This is a genomic window from Pseudomonas sp. WC2401, from assembly GCF_041200115.1.
GTDB classification, from domain to species: domain Bacteria; phylum Pseudomonadota; class Gammaproteobacteria; order Pseudomonadales; family Pseudomonadaceae; genus Aquipseudomonas; species Aquipseudomonas fragi.
Window position 1 is genome coordinate 914610 of sequence record NZ_CP165623.1, and the last position, 17840, is coordinate 932449.

A 17840-nucleotide genomic window follows, 5' to 3' on the forward strand; every position below is an offset into this window, starting at 1 on the left:
TCATTGCTCCTTGAGGTGGGTTGCCGCTTCGTATGCGGCGCGGCCACGGGGGCCATGGAAATAGTCATGAATCCACGGGTCGTCGTAGTCTTCGACCTCAGCGATGGGCGCCGCCACCAGCACCCGTTTTTGCGACAGTACCGCCACCCGGTCAGTGATGGTGTACAGCGTGTCGAGGTCGTGGGTCACGAGGAATACGCTCAGACCCAGCGCATCGCGCAGGGTCAGGATCAGTTGGTCGAAGGCCGCCGCCCCGATCGGGTCGAGCCCGGCAGTGGGTTCGTCGAGAAACAGGATATCCGGGTCCAGCGCCAGCGCCCGGGCCAGCGCAGCGCGCTTGACCATGCCGCCGGACAGGGAGGACGGGTACTTGTCTGCCGCCGACAGGGGCAGCCCCGACAGCGCCAGCTTGACGCACGCCAGGTGCTCGGCATCAGGGCGGCTCAGGCCTGCGTGCTCGATCAGGGGCAGGGCGATGTTCTCTTTCACCGTCAGCGAAGAAAACAGCGCGCCCATCTGAAACAGCACGCCAAAGCGCCGTTCGACCATTGAGCGTGCCTGTTCATCAAGGCTCATCAAGTCCTGGCCAAATACCCGGACTTGCCCCTCGGTGGGCCGACGCAGGCCGACAATACTGCGCAACAGCACGGATTTACCGGTACCGGAGCCGCCGACCACACCGAGAATCTCACCTTTGTACACATCAAGGTCGAGGTGTTCATGCACGGTCTGGCTACCAAAGCGGTTGCACAGGTCACGCACCTCGATCACTGCCTCGCCGGGCTTGCGCAGGGACGTACTCACCAGCCCATCTCCATAAAGAACAACGCGGCCACGGCGTCGAGGACGATCACGATAAAGATCGACTGCACCACGCTGGACGTGGTGTGGGCGCCCACCGATTCGGCGCTGCCGCTGACTTTAAAGCCTTCAAGGCAGCCCACCGCGGCAATCAGAAAGGCAAAAAACGGCGCTTTGACCATGCCCACCAAAAAGTGCTGTACGCCGATATCCGAGTGCAGCAGCGAAATAAACATGTCCGGCGAGATGCCCAGCGACACCACGCACACCACGGCACCGCCGAGGATGCCTGCCATCATGGCCATGAACGTCAGCAGCGGCAGGGAAATCAACAACGCCAGCACCCGTGGCAGCACCAGCAAGTCCATCGGGTCCAGGCCCAGGGTGCGGATGGCGTCGATTTCTTCGTTGGCTTTCATCGAGCCGATTTGTGCGGTAAAGGCACTGGCCGTGCGCCCGGCCAGGAGGATGGCGGTGAGCAATACGCCGAACTCACGCAGGAAGGAGAACGCCACCAGGTCAACGGTAAAAATCCCCGCACCAAAGTTGGCCAGTACCGTGGCCCCGAGAAACGCCACTACGGCGCCCACCATAAAGGTCAGCAACACTACGATCGGCGCGGCGTTGAGGCCGATTTGCTCGATATGTGCCACCACCGGAGTGATGCGCCATTGTTTGGGGCGGAACAGGTTGCGCGCCAGGGTTTGCAGGATCAAGCCGATAAAACCCAGCAATTGCAGGGTGTCTTGCCACAGCTTGTAGACCGCGCTGCCGATACGGCTGAGCAACAGGATGCCGACGTTCTGTTCCTGGGCCGAGACCGGCACGCAAAAATCGCGCATCGAGGAATAGACCGTTTGCAGCAAGGCGCGGTCGGCCGCAGGAAGCTTTTGCGCGGTTTCGGTCAACTGGCTGACGCGCTCGGCCCCCAACAGCTCCACCAGCAACGAAGCCCCGGCCGTATCGATGCTGGACACGTCGTCCAGGTTGATGGCGGTCTGGTCATCGTATTTGCCGACCAGTTGTTCGGTCTGCTGCTTGAGGCCGGTGTAATGGGCAAGCGTCCAGTCGCCGCTGATCAACAGCCGCGCCGGATTACTGGAAGTGTCTAGTTGGGCATTGCCCGCCATGGCCGTAATAGTCTTAAGCTCCCAGCTCAGTACGTTTAAACACAGACCTTATGTAATAGCACAATCCTGTAAAAGTGTTTCAGTTTGCCTTAACAACCGCAGGCGCGGATTGATCCAGGTTAACCCTGAAGCGCAAAACCCCGATCAACTGGCCATCTTCGGTCAGCACCCGCACTTGCCAGCGCCCCTGGGGGTTGGGCGGGAAATTCTGCTTGTGGGTCCAGGCCCGGTAGCCTTCCTTGCGCCCGCCGTGAATATCCAGGGCAATACGATCGACTTCCTGGCCGTTGAGTTGCCACACATGGTAGATGCGTTCGTTCAGGCCGCGCGGGGCATTGATCGAGGTGTAGGCATACAGACCCTGGCTGCGCAGCTCACTGACGCTGATCTGCTTGATGCTTTCACCCGGCGTGCGGTCTTGCAGCTGGGTGGTAACGGCCACTTCGGTCATCCACAGCGTAGCCGGCGGCACCCAGGAGCGCAGCAGCCAGCCGGTGCCGCCCAGCGCCAGCACAATCAGCGGCAACACCAGCCAGCCACGCCAGGTTTTCAGCGGCAGGCTCACGGCCAGGCTGGGGATGGAGAGCAGCACGGCAGTGCCCAGCGCCAGTTTGTAGCTCTCGGAAGTGGTGAGGTTGAGGATGATCGGCAAGGCCGTGAGCATCGCTGCAAACAGGGCAAGGGTGTGCAATGCCAGAAACAGCCAGCGTCGCGGGGCCAGCCATCGGTAGTACAAGGGGTCAGTGATGGCGATCAGTGCGCACACCCCCAGAAGCCCGGTAAACACCAACTGCCCGCTGTTCCAGGTAGTGGTGATAAAGAAAAACGGCAGGACGAAGAAAAAGCTTTCCTGATGGATCATCTGGGTTGCATAGCGCAGCAACGGTTCGGGTATTTCGCGCTTGAACACCCGGCTGAACAATTGGGTAAAGGTGTTTTCCAGCATCAACCAGACCCAGCTCACCAGCAGGATCACGGCGATCCAGCGGGCCATGCCTTGCTGGCGGTCGACCAGGATAAAACTGCCCACGCCGGAGCAAAAACCAAACGCCGCGATCAGCCCTGGATAGCGCTTCATTAACTCAAGGACGCGCTGTACGTAGTGGTTCCAGTCTGGCATTTGGCGGTTCACATTCTGTAAAAGGAAAATCCTCGACAGAATAGCGTTTTAGGCGCTCCGCGTCCGGCGCGATTGAAGGGCCGTGGCACCCATCGGCGCCCTGCAATCAATGCCCGTGGCTTCTGCCCACATGGCTGGGTTCGCCTTCCGGCGTGCTGACCGAGCCGCTGACTTCCAGTTGCTGCAAAATCCCGCAATGCTCGCCGTTCGGCCCTTCGCCACACTTTTGCCGCAGGTCGAGCAGTTGCGCCTGCAAGGCCAGCAGGCTGTCTACCCGTGCTTTAACGTGGTGGATATGCTCGTCGATCAACGCATTCACGCTTTCGCATTGGTCCTGGGGGCTGTCGCGCAGGTTGAGCAGGCTGCGGATTTCTTCCAGGGTCATGTCCAGGCTGCGGCAATTGCGGATAAACGTCAGCCGCTCGACGTGGGCCTGGGTGTACAAACGGTAATTGCCTTCGCTGCGCGCAGGCTCTGGCAACAGCCCTTCGCGTTCGTAGTAACGGATGGTTTCGACCTGACAGTCGGTCAATTTCGCCAGCTCGCCAATTTTCATCACGCCGATCTCCAAAAGGATGCTTGACCCTATAGTGGCTACAGGGTCTTTACTTGGCAACAGGCACCTTTTCCGGACGCAACCTGATGAGCGATTCCATTCACACACCGCACAAGCACGACCACGATCATGGCGACAAGCATGACCACACCAGCCATGCCCATAGCTGCTGCTCGGCCCCTGCCGGCCCCAGCGTGATCAAGCTCGATACTGCCGTGACTGCGGGGGCTCGCCTGAGCAGCTTTCGCATCGAAGCGATGGACTGCCCCACCGAGCAGACCCTGATCCAGAACAAGCTGGGCAAGCTGGCCGGTGTGCAGCAGCTGGAATTCAACCTGATCAACCGGGTGTTGGGCGTGACCCATGACCTGCCGTCCGTCGAGCCGATTGTCGACGCGATCAAATCCCTTGGCATGCAGGCCGACCCCATTGATGACGGGACGGACGCGACACCGCCTGCGCCACCAGCGAAAAAGCACTGGTGGCCGCTGGCCGTGGCCGGTGTTGGCGCACTGGCAGCGGAAGTGCTGCATTTCACCGATGCGGCGCCTACGTGGGTGATCGCGCTGGTGGCGCTGCTATCGATCCTCAGCGGCGGCCTGACCACCTATAAAAAGGGCTGGATTGCCCTGAAAAACCTCAACCTGAACATCAATGCGCTGATGAGCATTGCCGTGACCGGCGCCGTGCTGATCGGCCAATGGCCGGAAGCGGCGATGGTGATGTTCCTGTTTACCGTGGCCGAGCTGATCGAAGCCAAGTCCCTCGACCGTGCGCGCAACGCCATCAGCGGCCTGATGCAAATGGCGCCGGACAAGGCCACCGTGCAGCAGGCGGATGGCAGTTGGCAGGAGCGTGAGGTCAAGGATATTGCCCTGGGCAGTCTGGTCAGGGTGCGCCCCGGCGAGCGTATCGGCCTGGACGGTGAAGTGCTGGCCGGCAGCTCGACGATCGATCAGGCGCCGATTACCGGTGAAAGCCTGCCCATCGAAAAAACCGTCGGCGACAAGGTTTTTGCTGGCACCATCAACCAGTCCGGAGCCCTGGAATACCGGGTAACGGCCGAGGCCAGCCACTCGACCCTGGCGCGGATCATCCACGCCGTGGAACAAGCCCAGGGCGCCCGGGCACCGACCCAGCGCTTTGTCGACCGCTTCGCGAAAATCTACACCCCACTGGTGTTCGCCTTTGCCCTGGCGGTGGCGGTGATTCCGCCGTTGTTCATGGGTGGCGTGTGGTTTGACTGGATCTACCGCGCCCTGGTGTTGCTGGTGGTGGCGTGCCCGTGCGCGCTGGTGATATCGACGCCGGTCACCATCGTCAGCGGCCTGGCCGCGGCGGCGCGCAAGGGCATTTTGGTCAAGGGCGGGGTGTACCTTGAAAGCGGCCACAAGCTCGACTTTCTGGCCCTGGACAAGACCGGCACCATTACCCACGGCAAACCGGTGCAAACCGATTATCTGCCGCTTGATCCGCTGGTCACGGACAGTGCGGTGCTGCTGGCTGCGAGCCTGGCTTCGCGTTCCGATCACCCGGTGTCGCTGGCGGTGGCCAATGCGGCTGTGGATAAACACCTGACCCTGAGTGCTGTGGATAACTTCGCTGCATTGGCAGGGCGCGGTGTGCGCGGCGAAATCGACGGCAAGCTGTATCACTTGGGCAACCACCGGTTGGTTGAGGAGCTGGGCCTGTGCTCCCCGGCGCTGGAAGAAAAGTTGTTTGCGCTGGAAGAGCAGGGCAAGACCGTTATCCTGCTGTGTGACACCTCAGGCCCGCTGGCGCTGTTCGCCGTAGCGGATACCGTCAAGCAATCCAGTCGCGAAGCGATCCGCGAACTGCATGAACTGGGTATCAAGACCCTGATGCTCACCGGTGACAACCCGCACACCGCCAACGCCATTGCCGCCCAGGTCGGTATCGACGAAGCGCAGGGCAACTTGCTGCCCGAAGACAAGCTCAAGGCGATTGAAGCCCTGTACGCCCAGGGCCATCACGTTGGCATGGTGGGCGATGGCATTAACGACGCCCCGGCCCTGGCCCGTGCCGAGATCGGTTTTGCGATGGCGGCGGCGGGAACCGATACCGCGATCGAGACTGCCGATGTCGCCCTGATGGACGACGATCTGCGCAAGATCCCGGCATTCATCCGCCTGTCACGTCAGACCTCGAGCATCCTCAAGCAGAACATTGCGTTGGCATTGGTCATCAAAGCGATCTTTCTTGCGGTAACCTTCCTCGGGTTGGCCACCATGTGGATGGCCGTGTTTGCCGACATGGGCGTCAGCCTGTTGGTGGTGTTCAACGGTTTGCGCCTGCTGCGCAAATAGAACAAGAGAGGTCGCTGTGCTGAGTGCCGAGCTGAAAGCGTTTTACCGGGTGGCCCAACTGGGCAGTATTACGCAGGCGGCAAAAAAGCTCGGGCTGAGCCAGCCGACCGTGACCACGCAGATCCGCAACCTCGAAAGCCACTACGCCGTGGAGCTGTTCTACCGCGGCGGCCGGCGTCTGACCCTCAGCGACGAAGGCGTGCGCCTGCTGCCGATGGTCAAGGCGTTGCTGCAACAAGAAGCCGACATTGAGTTCTTTTTACGCAACAGTGGCCAGGGCAGCGGTACGTTGCGCATTGCCGCGACTGCGCCGTATTACATCCTCGATCTGGTCAAGGCCTTTCGCGAACGCTTGCCGCAGATCGAAGTGGCGGTGGATATCGGCAACTCCCAGCAGGTGCTCGAAGCGCTGGACGAATACCGGGTCGATATCGCCGCGTCGTCGCAACTGGTGGAAGACCCCCGTCTGATCCGCCGCATCCTGGGTGCCGACCCGCTGGTGCTGGCGGTGCACCGCAACCACCCGCTGGCCAAGCTTGAGCATGTACCGCTCAGTGCGCTGACCGGGCACTGCCTGTTGATGCGCGAACAGGGCTCGACCACGCGCCAGTTGACCGAAGACCTGCTGGCCAATGCCGGGGTGAGTTTTGGTCCGCTGCTGGAAATTGGCAGCCGTGAGTCGATCCGCGAAGCGGTGCTGCGCAATATCGGCATCAGCATCATTGCCCGCCAGGAAGTGCCCCATGACCCGCAGTTACGGGTGCTGACGCTGGAGAATGCGCCGGTTATTCATGAGTATCTGTACTGCCTCAAGGAACGCAAAAGCGCGCGTTTGCCAGCGGCGTTTCTGGGGCTGGCGCAGGAAATGGCCCCGGCCTAGTTACAACCATTGTGGGAGCGGGCTTGCTCGCGATGCAGGCGATGCGGTCTGTCAGGCAAAACGCGGTAAGGCCATTGCGAGCAAGCCCGCTCCCACAATGACTCTGCTCGCATACCCAAATCCACCAATACCACTATCGCCAGCTTTGGCCTTGCTGCCACATCTTGTACGCATTGCGTCTCTAGGATGACCCCCATCTGCTTGATGAGGTGCATCCATGAACAGCACGAACGCAACCGCTTTGACCCAACCCGGCGTGCCGATGAAGGTGCGCAATGTGAGCAAGCGCTTTGGCGCCTTTACCGCGCTGGACAACGTCTCGCTGGAGGTGGCCGCAGGCGAGCTGGTGTGCCTGCTCGGGCCGTCCGGCTGCGGCAAGACCACGCTGTTGCGCTGCATCGCAGGGCTTGAGCGCCAGGACAACGGCGCGCTGTACCTGGGTGATCGCGATGTCTCCGAGCTGGCCCCGCAAGCCCGTGACTACGGGATTCTGTTTCAGTCCTATGCCCTTTTCCCCAATCTGACCGTTGAGGCCAACATTGCCTACGGCCTGGCTGGCAGCAATCGCGATGTGGTGCGCAAGCGCGTCGGCGACATGCTGGAACTGGTGGGCCTGACTGGCAGCGAAAAGAAATTCCCGGGCCAGCTTTCCGGTGGCCAGCAGCAACGGGTTGCCCTGGCCCGTGCCCTGGCGCCGTCGCCGTCGCTGCTGTTGCTTGATGAGCCGATGTCAGCCCTGGATGCCCGCGTGCGTGAGCATCTGTGTACCGAACTGCGCCAGTTGCAGCGCAGCCTGGGCATCACCACGCTGATGGTCACCCACAATCAGGACGAAGCCATGCTGATGGCCGACCGCATTGCGGTGATGAACAACGGCAAGGTCGAACAGTACGCCACACCGCAGGAAATCTACGACAAGCCGGCCACGCCGTTCGTTGCCGAGTTTGTGGGGCAGGGCAACTGGCTGCCGTTTATGCGCAACAGCGCCACCCATGCCCAGGTCGGTGGCATGAACATGCGCCTGGCGGATGACGCTGGCCGCGCTGCCTCGGGCCGTTTGTTCTGCCGCCCCGAAGCCATCAGCGTCAACCCGGTGTTGCATCAGGAAAACCTGTTCCCGGCACGGGTGCGCGAAATCACTTTTTTGGGCAATCGCTGCCGCATGAGTTTTGAACTCAACCACCTGCCGGGCCATGCCCTGACGGCTGAAGTGGGCAGCCAGGACTTGCCGCGGCTCGGCACGCCGGACATTGTTGTCGCCCTGCCGCCCGCAAGCCTGCAGGTGTTTGCCTGAGATGGCCGCTGAAATGGCCCTGCCACTGCCCGGCAAAATCCCCCGCCAAGCCAGCCGCGCGGAACTCGGTGACCGCATCTTCGTGGTCGGCGGCAAACTGCTGTTATTGCTGTTGTTGAGCGTGGCGGTATTGATGCCGCTGCTGGCGATCTTCTGGCGCGGGTTCAGTGCCGAAGACGGCCAGGGCGGCGGTTGGGTCGCGGCGCGTGAGCTGGTCACCAGCGCCAACTTTCACTGGCTGCTCGGTAACAGCCTTAAGGTTTCCCTCAGCGTGGCGGCCATTGTCGTACCGCTGGCCTATCTGTTTGCCTACGCCCTGCAACGCACCCTGATCCCCGGCAAACGCATCTGGCGCGGGCTGTCGCTGTTGCCACTGATGGCACCTTCCATGCTGCCGGGCATCGCGCTTGTGTACCTGTTCGGCAATCAGGGCATGCTGCGCGGGCTGATTTCCGACAATATCTACGGCTTCTGGGGGATCGTGCTCGGCGAAGCGATCTATACCTTCCCGCACGCGCTGATGATTTTGCTCTCGGCCTTGTCCCTGGCTGATGCGCGCTTGTTTGACGCCGCATCGAGCATGGGCGCCGGGCCTTTCAAGGCCTTTCGCAGCATCACCTGGCCGGGCACCAAACAGGCCGTGTTTGCAGCGTTTTGTCTGGTTTTCACCCTGACCATCACCGACTTCGGCGTACCGGTTGTGGTGGGCGGCGACTATCAGGTGCTGGCGCTGGAAGCCTACAAGGCGGTGGTTGGCCAGCAACAATTCGGTCGCGGAGCCTTGATCGGCATGGTCTTGCTGCTGCCTGCACTGTTCAGTTTTGGCGTCGATGCCTGGTTGCGCGGTCAGCATGGTGACTCGATGAGCGGCCGCGCCCAGGTGTTCAAGCCGGTGCCGTCGAAAGTCCGTGACCGCTGCTATCTGGCCATTGTGTTGTTGATCTGCGCCACGTTGTTGCTGGTGTTCGGCATGGCAGTGTACTCGTCGCTGGTCAAATTCTGGCCGTACAACCTGTCGCTGTCGCTCAACCACTACCAGTTCAACGACACCGCTGGCGGTGGCTGGCTGGCGTATCGCAACAGCGTGACGATGGCGCTGTGTACGGCGGTGATTGGCAGCGCGCTGATCTTCACCGGCGCCTATCTGATGGAAAAAACCAGAAGCCAGAAAGGCCTCAACCTGGCCCTGCGCATGCTCAGCTTTGTGCCGATGGCCGTGCCGGGCCTGGTGTTGGGCCTGGGCTATGTGTTCTTTTTCAACCTGCCGGGCAACCCGCTGCATGTGCTCTACGGCACCATGACCCTGCTGGTGGCCTGCACCATTGCGCATTATTTGACCACCGCACAAATGACCGCCACCACGGCCCTGCGCCAGCTCGACGGCGAATTCGAGGCCGCCGCGCTGTCGCTCAAGGCGCCGCTGTATCGCCATTACTGGCGCGTCACCGTGCCGATTTGCCTGCCGGCGCTGCTGGACATCATGCGCTATCTATTTGTCTCGGCGATGACCACGGTGTCTGCGGCGATCTTTCTCTACAGCCCCGACACCATCCTCGCTGCGGTGGCGGTGTTGAACATGGACGACGCCGGCAACGTTGGCGGCGCGGCGGCCATGTCGACCCTGATCCTGTTCACTTCGGCGGGTGTGTCCCTGCTCCTGGCCCGGGCTTCGCGCGGCTTGCTGCGCCGTTCCCAGGCCTGGCGCCAGGGCGCGCCGGCGCAATAACAATAACCCTGCCCCCTACACCCAAAAGGAACCGCACCATGTTCAAGCCTCTTGCTCTTGCCGCTGCAGTCCTCAGCGCTTTTAGCCTTAACGCGTTCGCGGCCAAAACCGAACTGACCGTGTACACGGCCCTGGAAGCCGAACAGCTCAAGACCTACAAGCAGGCCTTTGAAAAGGCCAACCCGGACGTCGAGATCAAGTGGGTGCGCGATTCCACGGGCATCATTACCGCCAAGCTGCTGGCCGAAAAAGCCCGCCCGCAAGCGGATGCGGTGTGGGGCCTGGCCGCCTCCAGCCTGGCGATTCTGGACCAGCAGGGCATGCTGCAAAGCTACGCGCCCAAGGACTTGGCCAAGATTGGCGGCAACTACCGTGATGCGGCCAACCCGCCGGCCTGGGTAGGTATGGACGTGTGGGCCGCGACCATTTGCTTCAACACCATCGAGGCCGAAAAACAGGGCCTGAGCAAGCCGGTGAGTTGGCAAGACCTGACCAAGCCTGAATACAAGGGCAAGATCGTGATGCCCAACCCGGCCTCGTCCGGAACCGGCTTTCTGGATGTGAGTGCCTGGTTGCAAACCTTCGGTGAGAAACAGGGCTGGCAGTTTATGGATGACTTGCACCAGAACATCGGCCAGTACGTTCATTCGGGTTCCAAGCCTTGCAAACTGGCGGCGGCGGGTGAGTTCCCGATCGGTATCTCGTTTGAATACCCGGCCGTGCAGCTCAAACGCCAGGGCGCACCGCTGGACATCGTATTGCCGAAGGAAGGCCTGGGCTGGGAAATCGAAGCCACGGCAGTGATCAAGGGCACGCCGCACGAAGAAGCGGCGAAAAAGCTGGCTGATTTTTCCGCAAGCCCGGCTGCGATGGAGCTTTATAAAGAGAACTTCGCGGTGTTGGCCCAGCCGGGTATCGCCAAGCCACAGACAGAACTGCCGGCCGACTACGAACAGCGCCTGATCAAGAACGACTTCGCCTGGGCCTCGCAGAACCGCGACAGCATCCTGGCCGAATGGCGCAAGCGCTATGACGGCAAGTCCGAGAAAGTGGCGCAGTAGTTTTGTAGCCACAAAAGACCTGTGGGAGCGGGCTTGCCCGCGATTGGATCGCTGCGGTTGGACAGCCGCACCGCGGCGTTTGTATCGCGAGCAAGCCCGCTCCCACAAGGGAAGTGAAGTTGCCCTTCAGGACATCGTGATGACTCAACCAATCCTTATCGTCGGCGCCGGCATTCTGGGCTTGTCCCACGCCTACGCCGCTGCAAAACGCGGGCTCAAAGTGCGCGTCTTCGAACGCACCGCCACGCCACTGGGCGCCTCGGTGCGCAACTTCGGCCAGGCGCTGGTCACCGGCCAGCCACCGGGCGTGATGCTCGATCTGGCCCGCGCCAGCCGCAGCATCTGGGCTGACTGGGCACAGCGCGCAGGCTTTGATCTCAAGCGCAATGGCTCATACCTGTTCGCCCGCACCGAAGCCGAAGAACACTTGCTCGAAGCCTTCTGCCAGGGCCGTGCACGGGAGTCCGGCTATCGCGTCGAATTATTGCGCGGTGCAGCAATGGAGGCTCTGTACGCTGGCCAGTTCAGCCATCATCGCGCCGCATTGCATGGCCTTGACGACCAGCAGGTGTATTCGCGCGAAGCCATCCCGGCCCTTATCAACTATCTGCAGCGTGAGCTGGGCGTCGAATTTCATTTTTCCACCCTGGTGCGCGAGGTTGAACCCGGTCAAGTCCACACCACGGCAGGCAGTTTCAAGGGCGCGCAGGTGATTGTGTGTTCGGGTCACGATTACCTGACCTTGCTGGCCGAGCCGCTGGCCAGACTCGACCCGCAGGTGTGTCGTCTGCAAATGCTGCGCGTGCGGCCCAGGGTCGATTTGAAGCTGCAACATGCTCTGCTCACCGGCCTGAGTTGTGTGCACTACGGCGCTTTTGCCGACTTGCCCGAAGCGGCGGCAGTGCGGGCCGAAATCCTGCGCGACAGCCCGTACCTGGATGAGCACGGCATCCACCTGCTAATCAGCCCGACGCCTTATGGTGATTTGATCGTCGGCGATTCTCACGATTACAGTCGGGATCCTTCACCTTTCAACGGCGAACAGGTGGATAACTGGATGCTGCATCTGTGCCAAGAAACCCTGGGCTGTGAAGTGCAGGTGGTCGAGCGCTGGCAGGGCGTCTATGGTGCCCGAGGGGCCAGGCCATTCACCTGGCTGGAGGTCGAGCCCGGCCTGCATGCGGCGCTGATGCACACCGGCGTGGGCATGAGCGTGGGCCCGGCGATGGCCGAGGGCAATATCGCCCGGATGCTGGAGACGATGTGATGACCCACGCGCAGCAAGTGGTTGAAGACGTTTTTGGTTTGTATCAGCACTACGGCACCGACGATTACATCGGTGAGCCAGTGTCACAGATCGAGCATATGTCCCAGGCCGCGCAGTTGGCGTTGGCCGAAGGTTATGACGATGAAGTGGTGTTGGCAGCGTTCTTTCACGATATCGGGCACTTTTGCGGCAAGGATGCGCAGAACATGGGCGGCTACGGGGTGGTCAGCCATGAGCGGGTTGGCGCCGATTACCTGCGCCGGGCCGGGTTCAGCGAGCGGCTGGCCAGGCTGGTGGAATACCATGTACAGGCCAAGCGCTACCTGACCTTGCGCCAGCCGGGGTATTACGCGCTGTTGAGCGAAGCGAGCATTCGCACCCTGGGTTATCAGGGCGGGGTGATGAGCGAGGCCGAGGCCGATGCATTCGAGCAGAACCCGCTGTGCCAGCTGAGCCTGCGCATGCGGGTGTGGGATGAACAGGCCAAGGCGATGCATGTGCCGGTGATCGACCTGCACATCCTCAAGGCCAAGGCCCTGCGCCTGCTGAATGCGTGATCACTGATCATTGTGGGAGCGGGCTTGCTCGCGATGCTTACGCCGCGGTACATCAGCTTCACCGCAGTGATCCAATCGCGAGCAAGCCCGCTCCCACAAGGGGGGGGGCGGCGTCTAGATTTGCTCGACCAGCAACTCAATCTGCTCCTGACGCTCGGCCTGGCTCAACTTCGCATGCGGGTTGAGCGACGACCATTGTGGATGCGCCCGTGCCTTGTTCAGGGCTTCGGGCAGTTTGCCCTCGCGCCAGGTCTTGTCCTGCGGGGTGGCGACCTTGATGCTGTCCATCGCCGCATGCCCGCGAGCATTCAGTGCGTGCAGCAATTGCCGCTGACGCAGGGCCAGCAGGCGCAACACGCTGTCGTCCACGGTCAATTCGCGCTGGCCCTTGAGCTTGCCCAGCAAGCGGCTGCCGTAGCTGCGTGCGGTTTGCAGCGCACCGCCGGCAATGGCCCCGGCCAATGCGGCAGCGCCCAGGGTCAGGCCGCCGACCATCAAGTCCACACCGGCACCGGCCGCAGCGCCTGCGGCAATCCCGCCGCCGACCCGTACACCCAGATGCTTGAGCGTCTCCGGGTTGAACAAGTCATCGCCCCAGCGCCCGTCGAGCAACGGCAAGTCGCTGGCCGCTGCATCGCCGGGGCGAAAGCCGTACAGCTTGAGCATGGCTTCAACGCAGCGTTGCTCACGCTGGCGGATCGCTTCGCGCAGTTGCTGGATGGCTTGTTGCTCGGCGGCTTTTTCGCTGGCCACGCTACGACGGCACGCGGCGCAGTCGATCAGCAGTTCGGCGATCAGGCGCAGGGCGCTGTGCTTGCGGGCTTCGCGCTGGGCCTCCTGATCGGTGATCAAGCGTTGCAGCGCCCCGCGTGAATGCTCCAACAACAGCGCCAGGCTTTCATACAAGCGGCGTTCGCCATCTTCGGGCGGTGCCACGCTGTCGAACCGCACCAGCGCATGCAAACCGAGGCGGGCCAGGGCTTCGCGCCACTCGGGCTCGCGATGTTGCGGACTGCTGACAAAGTTGAGCACTGGCAGCAGCGGCTTGCCGCAACTGGCCAGTACGCTGAGTTCGTCGCGGTACTTGGCCAGCACCGGCTCGCGGGCATCGATCACATACAGCCCGGCGTCCGAGGCCAGTAACTGGCGCAGTACTTTGGCCTCCTGCTCAAAGCGCTGGTGCGCCTCGCTGCCCTGGAGAAAGCGGGCTACCCGCGCCGGGCCATCCAGGCGTTCACCGGGTTGGTCGAGGCGCTCAAGGTAGTCGAGCAGGGCGATGGCGTCTTCCAGCCCCGGCGTGTCGTACAGTTCCAGCAACGGCTCGCCGTCGACCGACAGCCGCGCCCCTTCGACATGGCGGGTGGTGCTGGGGCGGTGGGACACTTCGCCAAAGCCGACATCCCGGGTCAGGGTGCGCAGCAATGAGGTTTTGCCGACATTGGTATGGCCGACCACGGCCAGCGTCAGTGGCTTAGTCATGGCCAGTCTCCAGCCAGTTGAGGGGGGCGCTGGCGGCGAAGGGCAGGCCGAGCTTTTCCAGTGCGACATGCCAGTCGCCCAGGCGGTCGGCGTCCAGCGCCTGGCCGGGCGGTGCTTGCAGCAGCCAGATGCGGGTTTCGCGGGCACTGCGCGCCAGTTCACCGATCAGCGCCAGGCTGCCGCGGTCCGGCGAGCGGCGCGGGTCGCAGGCAATGGCCAGGCGTGCCGGGGGGGAACGGGTCATTTGTTCCAGCAGTTTTTGCCGCGACTCGCGGCTGTCGAGGATGCCGGCGTCCTTGACGGTGGGCGGTAATTTGGGTGGCCACGGATGCTGGTCGTCCAGCTCAATGGCCACGATCAGGGCTCCATCGGTTTGCAGGGCGCTGTGCCCGGCCTGCACGTTGTGCAACTGCTCGGGGGCGGTGTCATTGACGCCCAGGCGCTCGCTGCTGGGCATCAGGCGCTCGCGCAACTGGCTATAGCCGGGCAGGTTGAGGTCCAGTTGCAGCGCGTTGCGCCCGGTTTTCCAGCGCCACAGGCAGAATGCCGCCAGCAGCAGGCGCGGGATCACGCCGTAAATCAGTACCACGCCTACAAGCCAGACTGCCCAGGCCTGACGCACCCCTTCGTTGTTGTAGAGGCTGGTGTCGTTGCTGATGCGGATCATCTCCACGGTGGGCACGCTCATGCCCAGCCAGTTGGGGAGCGCGCCGAGGGCGCGGGTGGCGGCGACGAACACATCGGCACCGAGGATCGTGGTTTCCCAGATAAACCCGTAGCGGCGCGTGGCCATAAGCAGCAGCATCATCACCAGCGCGCTGAGCATGGCCAGCAACCACAAGCCATTGACCAGCGTACCGAGCGCCCAGCGATTGAGTTTGCGCCGTTGCAGCACCAGCACCAGGGCCGGGGCCAGTTGCGCAGCCTTGGCATCGCGGGCGAGTTTTTCGCTGAGCCACAACCACAGGCGGCCGAGGCTGGCGCCGTGTTCACCGGCAAACAGCAGGCCCAGTGCCCAGCTCAACAGCAGGATCAGGTTGAGCCCCAGCAGGCTGCCCAGCGCCCAGAACACATTGACCGGGGTTTGCCCGTCGCCAAGGGCGGCGAATGCCAGCCCGGCGCCACTGATCACGGCCAGCGCGGCCAGTACCAGCAGCGCCAACCGCGCACCTTGCAGCCAGTGCTGCATGGCAGCGAGCAGGCCGTCGCGCTCGGCCAGCCACAGGGCGCGATTTTGCAGGCGTGTGGGCAAGTCGCCGGCGGTGGCGCGGGCGCGTCGATTGGCTTCAAGGTCGTCCAGCGGGCCCGCGTGTTCTTCGCGCAGGCGCACGGTTTCGGTCAGCCAGAGGCGTTGTAGCGGGGAAAGTTGAGTCACGCGACATTCCATTCAAGTGAACCAAGAGCATAACCGCTGTTAGTCAGGCGGGGTACTGTCGGCGCGGGCGGCTCTGGTATCCTCGGCGCCATGAAAAAATCACTCCCCCTTAGCCTGATCGCGGCACTTGCTGAAAACCGTGTGATTGGCGTCGACAACAGCATGCCGTGGCATTTGCCGGCGGATTTCAAATATTTCAAGGCCACCACCCTGGGCAAGCCGATCATCATGGGTCGCAAGACCTGGGATTCACTGGGGCGCCCGTTACCGGGCCGTTTGAACCTGGTGGTCAGTCGTCAGACTGATTTGCAGCTCGAAGGTGCCGAGGTGTTTGCCTCGCTGCAGGACGCTATTGCGCGAGCCGAAGCATGGGCGCAAGAGCAGGGCGTGAGCGAAGTGATGCTGATTGGCGGCGCACAGCTGTACACCCAGGGTTTGGTGGATGCCGACCGCTTGTACCTGACGCGTGTGGGCCTGAGCCCGGAGGGGGATGCGTGGTTCCCTGAGTTCGATCAGGCGCAGTGGAAGCTGGTGTCGGAAGAGCTGCATGCCGCCGCGGATGACAAGCCGGCGTTCAGCTTTGAGGTGTGGGAAAGGGTTTAAGGTCAAAAGCCCCTCACCCCAGCCCTCTCCCTTTGGGAGAGGGCTGGGGTGAGGGTCGGCTTTTTAAGCGTGCGCCAGATCACCATGATCGTCTTCAGCCAGGATGGCTTTGTCGGTCTGGTGCAGGATCTGGCTGGTTACGGTACCTGCCACCATCGAACCACTCACGTTCAGCGCCGTGCGGCCCATATCGATCAGGGGCTCAACCGAAATCAGCAGCGCCACCAGCGATACCGGCAAGCCCATCGCCGGCAACACGATCAGTGCCGCGAAGGTTGCACCACCGCCCACACCGGCCACGCCTACCGAACTCAAGGTCACAATAGCCACCAGCGAAGCGATCCATACCGGATCCAGCGGGTTGATGCCCACGGTCGGGGCCACCATCACCGCCAGCATGGCCGGGTACAGACCGGCACAGCCGTTCTGGCCAATGGTCGCGCCAAACGAAGCGGCAAAGCTGGCGATCGAAGACGGAATGCCCAGGCGACGGGTTTGCGCTTCGATGCTCAACGGGATGCTGGCTGCGCTCGAACGGCTGGTGAAAGCAAAGGTCAGCACCGGCCATACCTTGCGGAAGAAGCGCAGCGGGTTAACCCCGGAAAACGACACGATCACGCCGTGAATCACAAACATCAGCGCCAGGGCGATGTAGGACACCACCACGAAGCTGCCCAGTTTAATGATGTCCTGCACGTTGGACATGGCGACCACTTTGGTCATCAGGGCCAGTACGCCGTACGGGGTCAGTTTCATCACCAGGCGTACCAGGCGCATCACCCAGGCTTGCAGGGTGTCGATGGCGCTGAGGATCTTGCCGCCTTTTTCCGGCTCGTCCTTGAATAGCTGCAGCGCGGCGATGCCCAGGAATGCGGCGAAAATCACCACGCTGATGATCGACGTCGGTTTGGCCCGGGCCAAATCGGCAAAGGGGTTTTGCGGGATAAACGACAGCAGCAGTTGCGGCACGTTCAGGTCCGACACCTTGCCTGCGTAATCGCTCTGGATCACTTGCAGGCGGCTCATTTCAGCCGCGCCGGCCACCAGGCCATCGGCAGTCAGGCCGAACAGGTTGGTCAGGCCGATACCGATCAGTGCCGCGATCATGGTGGTGAACAGCAGCGTGCCGATGGTCAGGAAGCTGATCTTGCCCAGGGACGAGGCATTATGCAGACGGGCCACGGCGCTCAGGATCGAGGCAAATACCAGCGGGATCACGATCATTTGCAGCAATTGCACATAGCCGCTGCCAACCAGATCGAACCAGCCGATGGAGGCTTTCAGGGTCGGGCTGTCTGTACCGTAGGTCAGGTGCAGGCACAGGCCGAACACCACGCCTATAACCAGCGCCAGCAAGACTTTTTTCGCCAGGCTCCACGCGGTGTGGCGGGTCAGCGACAAGCCGAACAGCAACGCGAGGAACACCAGCAGATTGAGGATCAGCGGGAAATTCATGAAAGCTCCGAGGGACGACTTGTACCAGTCTTGGATGTAACTATTGCGAACCGGAAATCGTAACAGGTTGATATATCTACAAATATACCGATGTGGAATGACAACCTAGGTTTTTGGAATAAGCAGGTGGCGCAGACAAGACGATGACGGTCGTGCCCAAGCCAAAAACTGTCATGCAGGTTTGTTAGCGTCGATGCCTTTGACGAGGA

At 62.0% G+C, this 17840-nt stretch carries 15 protein-coding genes; 8 read left to right on the top strand and 7 right to left on the bottom strand.

What is annotated here, in order from left to right; all coding sequences use genetic code 11:
• The 4 genes from AB3G35_RS04120 to cadR form a co-directional block, all read right to left on the bottom strand.
• Window positions 1-792 carry an ABC transporter ATP-binding protein gene (locus tag AB3G35_RS04120; RefSeq protein WP_169845016.1) on the bottom strand — a complete coding sequence of 264 codons (792 nt, stop codon included), beginning with the start codon at window positions 790-792 and terminating at the stop codon, window positions 1-3.
• A gap of 8 nt (window positions 793-800) precedes the next feature.
• Window positions 801-1931: an ABC transporter permease gene (locus AB3G35_RS04125; protein WP_106115646.1), complete on the bottom strand. Its 1131-nt coding sequence runs from the start codon at window positions 1929-1931 to the stop codon at window positions 801-803.
• Window positions 1932-2010: 79 nt separating this feature from the next.
• Entirely contained in the window at window positions 2011-3051 is a 1041-nt protein-coding gene (locus AB3G35_RS04130; RefSeq protein ID WP_016782630.1) for a DUF5924 family protein, read from the bottom strand.
• Window positions 3052-3157: 106 nt separating this feature from the next.
• Window positions 3158-3607, bottom strand: a complete 450-nt coding sequence (gene cadR, locus AB3G35_RS04135; RefSeq protein ID WP_016782629.1) for a Cd(II)/Pb(II)-responsive transcriptional regulator — start codon at window positions 3605-3607, stop codon at window positions 3158-3160.
• Window positions 3608-3693: 86 nt separating this feature from the next.
• On the opposite strand from cadR, the gene AB3G35_RS04140 reads away from it, so the two are divergent.
• From AB3G35_RS04140 to AB3G35_RS04170, 7 genes are all read left to right on the top strand, one after another.
• A complete protein-coding gene (locus AB3G35_RS04140; RefSeq protein WP_369782322.1) occupies window positions 3694-5934 on the top strand; it encodes a heavy metal translocating P-type ATPase in 2241 nt (746 codons plus the stop codon).
• 16 nt (window positions 5935-5950) lie between these two features.
• Window positions 5951-6814, top strand: coding sequence for a LysR family transcriptional regulator (locus tag AB3G35_RS04145; RefSeq protein WP_095003955.1), 864 nt, complete (start codon window positions 5951-5953; stop codon window positions 6812-6814).
• A 217-nt stretch (window positions 6815-7031) separates the two neighbouring features.
• Complete coding sequence (locus tag AB3G35_RS04150) at window positions 7032-8108, top strand: putative 2-aminoethylphosphonate ABC transporter ATP-binding protein (protein WP_369782323.1); 1077 nt, start codon at window positions 7032-7034, stop codon at window positions 8106-8108.
• A 1-nt stretch (window position 8109) separates the two neighbouring features.
• Entirely contained in the window at window positions 8110-9834 is a 1725-nt protein-coding gene (locus AB3G35_RS04155) for a putative 2-aminoethylphosphonate ABC transporter permease subunit (protein WP_203304350.1), read from the top strand.
• 38 nt (window positions 9835-9872) lie between these two features.
• Window positions 9873-10895 carry a putative 2-aminoethylphosphonate ABC transporter substrate-binding protein gene (locus AB3G35_RS04160; RefSeq protein ID WP_016782625.1) on the top strand — a complete coding sequence of 341 codons (1023 nt, stop codon included), beginning with the start codon at window positions 9873-9875 and terminating at the stop codon, window positions 10893-10895.
• 139 nt (window positions 10896-11034) lie between these two features.
• Window positions 11035-12162, top strand: coding sequence for a TIGR03364 family FAD-dependent oxidoreductase (locus AB3G35_RS04165; protein ID WP_369782324.1), 1128 nt, complete (start codon window positions 11035-11037; stop codon window positions 12160-12162).
• The gene (locus AB3G35_RS04170; RefSeq protein ID WP_369782325.1) at window positions 12162-12719 is read left to right on the top strand and encodes a phosphonate degradation HD-domain oxygenase; all 558 of its coding nucleotides are present in this window, start codon (window positions 12162-12164) and stop codon (window positions 12717-12719) included. The genes AB3G35_RS04165 and AB3G35_RS04170 overlap by 1 nt, the downstream gene beginning before the upstream one ends.
• 114 nt (window positions 12720-12833) lie before the next feature.
• Here AB3G35_RS04170 and AB3G35_RS04175 read toward each other — a convergent pair whose 3' ends face one another.
• Window positions 12834-14198 (bottom strand): GTPase/DUF3482 domain-containing protein, encoded by a 1365-nt coding sequence (locus tag AB3G35_RS04175; RefSeq protein ID WP_324708340.1) that lies wholly within the window; start codon window positions 14196-14198, stop codon window positions 12834-12836.
• Window positions 14191-15573 (bottom strand): DUF2868 domain-containing protein, encoded by a 1383-nt coding sequence (locus AB3G35_RS04180; protein WP_369782326.1) that lies wholly within the window; start codon window positions 15571-15573, stop codon window positions 14191-14193. Before AB3G35_RS04180 ends, AB3G35_RS04175 begins: the two co-directional genes overlap by 8 nt.
• A 90-nt stretch (window positions 15574-15663) precedes the next feature.
• On the opposite strand from AB3G35_RS04180, the gene AB3G35_RS04185 reads away from it, so the two are divergent.
• The gene (locus AB3G35_RS04185; RefSeq protein WP_369782327.1) at window positions 15664-16176 is read left to right on the top strand and encodes a dihydrofolate reductase; all 513 of its coding nucleotides are present in this window, start codon (window positions 15664-15666) and stop codon (window positions 16174-16176) included.
• A gap of 63 nt (window positions 16177-16239) precedes the next feature.
• Here the strand turns inward: AB3G35_RS04185 and AB3G35_RS04190 are convergent, their stop codons facing one another.
• Window positions 16240-17631 carry an L-cystine transporter gene (locus AB3G35_RS04190; protein ID WP_083369724.1) on the bottom strand — a complete coding sequence of 464 codons (1392 nt, stop codon included), beginning with the start codon at window positions 17629-17631 and terminating at the stop codon, window positions 16240-16242.
• Window positions 17632-17840 lie beyond the last annotated feature (209 nt).

Excerpts from the sequence above, each read along its gene's own strand:
- AB3G35_RS04125 (WP_106115646.1), bottom strand. The coding sequence starts at position 1,931 with ATGGCGGGCAATGCCCAACTAGACACTTCCAGTAATCCGGCGCGGCTG.
- AB3G35_RS04130 (WP_016782630.1), bottom strand. The coding sequence starts at position 3,051 with ATGCCAGACTGGAACCACTACGTACAGCGCGTCCTTGAGTTAATGAAG.
- cadR (WP_016782629.1), bottom strand. The coding sequence starts at position 3,607 with ATGAAAATTGGCGAGCTGGCGAAATTGACCGACTGTCAGGTCGAAACC.
- AB3G35_RS04140 (WP_369782322.1), top strand. The coding sequence starts at position 3,694 with ATGAGCGATTCCATTCACACACCGCACAAGCACGACCACGATCATGGC.
- AB3G35_RS04150 (WP_369782323.1), top strand. The coding sequence starts at position 7,032 with ATGAACAGCACGAACGCAACCGCTTTGACCCAACCCGGCGTGCCGATG.
- AB3G35_RS04155 (WP_203304350.1), top strand. The coding sequence starts at position 8,110 with ATGGCCGCTGAAATGGCCCTGCCACTGCCCGGCAAAATCCCCCGCCAA.
- AB3G35_RS04160 (WP_016782625.1), top strand. The coding sequence starts at position 9,873 with ATGTTCAAGCCTCTTGCTCTTGCCGCTGCAGTCCTCAGCGCTTTTAGC.
- AB3G35_RS04165 (WP_369782324.1), top strand. The coding sequence starts at position 11,035 with ATGACTCAACCAATCCTTATCGTCGGCGCCGGCATTCTGGGCTTGTCC.
- AB3G35_RS04170 (WP_369782325.1), top strand. The coding sequence starts at position 12,162 with ATGACCCACGCGCAGCAAGTGGTTGAAGACGTTTTTGGTTTGTATCAG.
- AB3G35_RS04175 (WP_324708340.1), bottom strand. The coding sequence starts at position 14,198 with ATGACTAAGCCACTGACGCTGGCCGTGGTCGGCCATACCAATGTCGGC.
- AB3G35_RS04185 (WP_369782327.1), top strand. The coding sequence starts at position 15,664 with ATGAAAAAATCACTCCCCCTTAGCCTGATCGCGGCACTTGCTGAAAAC.
- AB3G35_RS04190 (WP_083369724.1), bottom strand. The coding sequence starts at position 17,631 with ATGAATTTCCCGCTGATCCTCAATCTGCTGGTGTTCCTCGCGTTGCTG.